General features: G+C 53.9%; 1 pseudogene. It reads left to right on the forward strand.

Annotated elements, in window-relative coordinates:
* Nucleotides 1-1587: pseudogene (locus BQ9893_RS20870) on the forward strand (hypothetical protein); the annotation flags it as partial.

A 1587-nucleotide genomic window follows, 5' to 3' on the forward strand; every position in this document is an offset into this window, starting at 1 on the left:
GGTAAACCTTCCCGGGGAGATGGACCTGGAGATCAGCGACGCCCTGCAGGTATCGAAATTTGACAGGGTAAACGACAGTATAGGGGAATTGAAAAGCTATACGAAAGCCAAGGCCGAAAGTTCCGGGCTTCCCGATATTATCCGGAGCTTCGATAATACGCTGCCGACCGACAACAACCTTTTCTCGGCAAAAAGAAGCCAAAGGGAGTTCCTGAGCAAACACCGTCGGGATACCGCTGCCGAGGTGATCGGTTTTTTGAAAGGGGCTTATTTTGGGGATTACAAAGCCGGGGAATCCGGAGGCAATGTTGACGGCGACGGGAACGCCGAGTTTCTGACGGCTGTTATCCGGGAATTGCTCCGCAGTACCCGTTTCGTGGACGGCATGTTCGGCGAGGGTTGGCAGCTATGGATAGATAAAATAACGGGGCTGAGTAATCTCACGATAGACAAGGCGACCATCCGGCAGACGTTGGTAGCCTTGGAACTGCTCATAGAAACGGTTCGCAGCGTAAGGGGGCAGCTGGTTGTATCCGCAGCCAACGGTAAGATCAAGACCGTGACCAAGGAGGGCAACAATTACCGCATCACCTTTGAGCAGGAGAACACGTTCGTGGCGCACGACCTGATGCGCTGTGCCGTTTTTACGGGGGCGGAGATTCTGGGTTACTGGGTGGAAGTGTCGGAAGGCGACACGGAAGGGATAACGGTACCCCAGAGGGAGTTTGGCGGGACGGAACCGAAGGCGGGTGATGAGTGCGTGTTGATGGGTAACACGGAAAACCCGCTCCGGCAGAACCTGATCAGCATATCGGCTACCGAGGACGGCCAGCCACGTGTTGACGTACTGGACGGCGTGAATGCGAAAAACTTCAACGGCTGTTTGCGTTGCCGGGTGGGTAATCTCGACGGTATCAAGGACAGCGCTTTCCCTACGAATAACCAGCCGCACGGGAACGGTCTTTATGGCGACAACGTGTACCTCAAGGGTACGTTTATCCTTATGACCGGCGAGGATATCCTGACGAAATTTGAAATTACGGAGGGTAAGATACAGTCCGCCGTAGAAGGTCTGCGTGACGAGGTGAGGGAGGAGCAGAGCTTTTTCGATAACACCACGTTTACCGAGGGGATGAGTAAATGGATAAGCGGGTACAAGGCCGCGTTCCTGACTTTCGGCGGCAAGTGGATTCTTGCCGGTAATAAACTGTTGTCATCGAGCGAGAACGGCAACGTGGAGGTCGTAAAGACCGGCAAGGTTCCTTACGTCAGGATAACGAACAGCTACATCATGCAGAAGAACGGAGATTTCCGCACGATCCCCGATTTCAAGGAGTTGAACGGGGACGGGCTTCGCATTCCGGGCTATGTCTACCTGTCCTTCCATTACAAGGTGATCGAAGCCGGCCATCTTCGTATCGAGTTCGTGAACGGGAATAAGGCGGGATTCGAGAACTTCAATATGTTCGCTTACGACGGTGATTTGCCGGTCGGCGGGGAAAAGGTACTCAACCATTCCGGATTGTGGAACGGGACGGGTGACTTCAAGCTGTCGTTCACGGGTGTCATCCAAGTGTCCCTGTTGGT

It is taken from the genome of Parabacteroides massiliensis (assembly GCF_900155425.1).
GTDB classification, from domain to species: domain Bacteria; phylum Bacteroidota; class Bacteroidia; order Bacteroidales; family Tannerellaceae; genus Parabacteroides; species Parabacteroides massiliensis.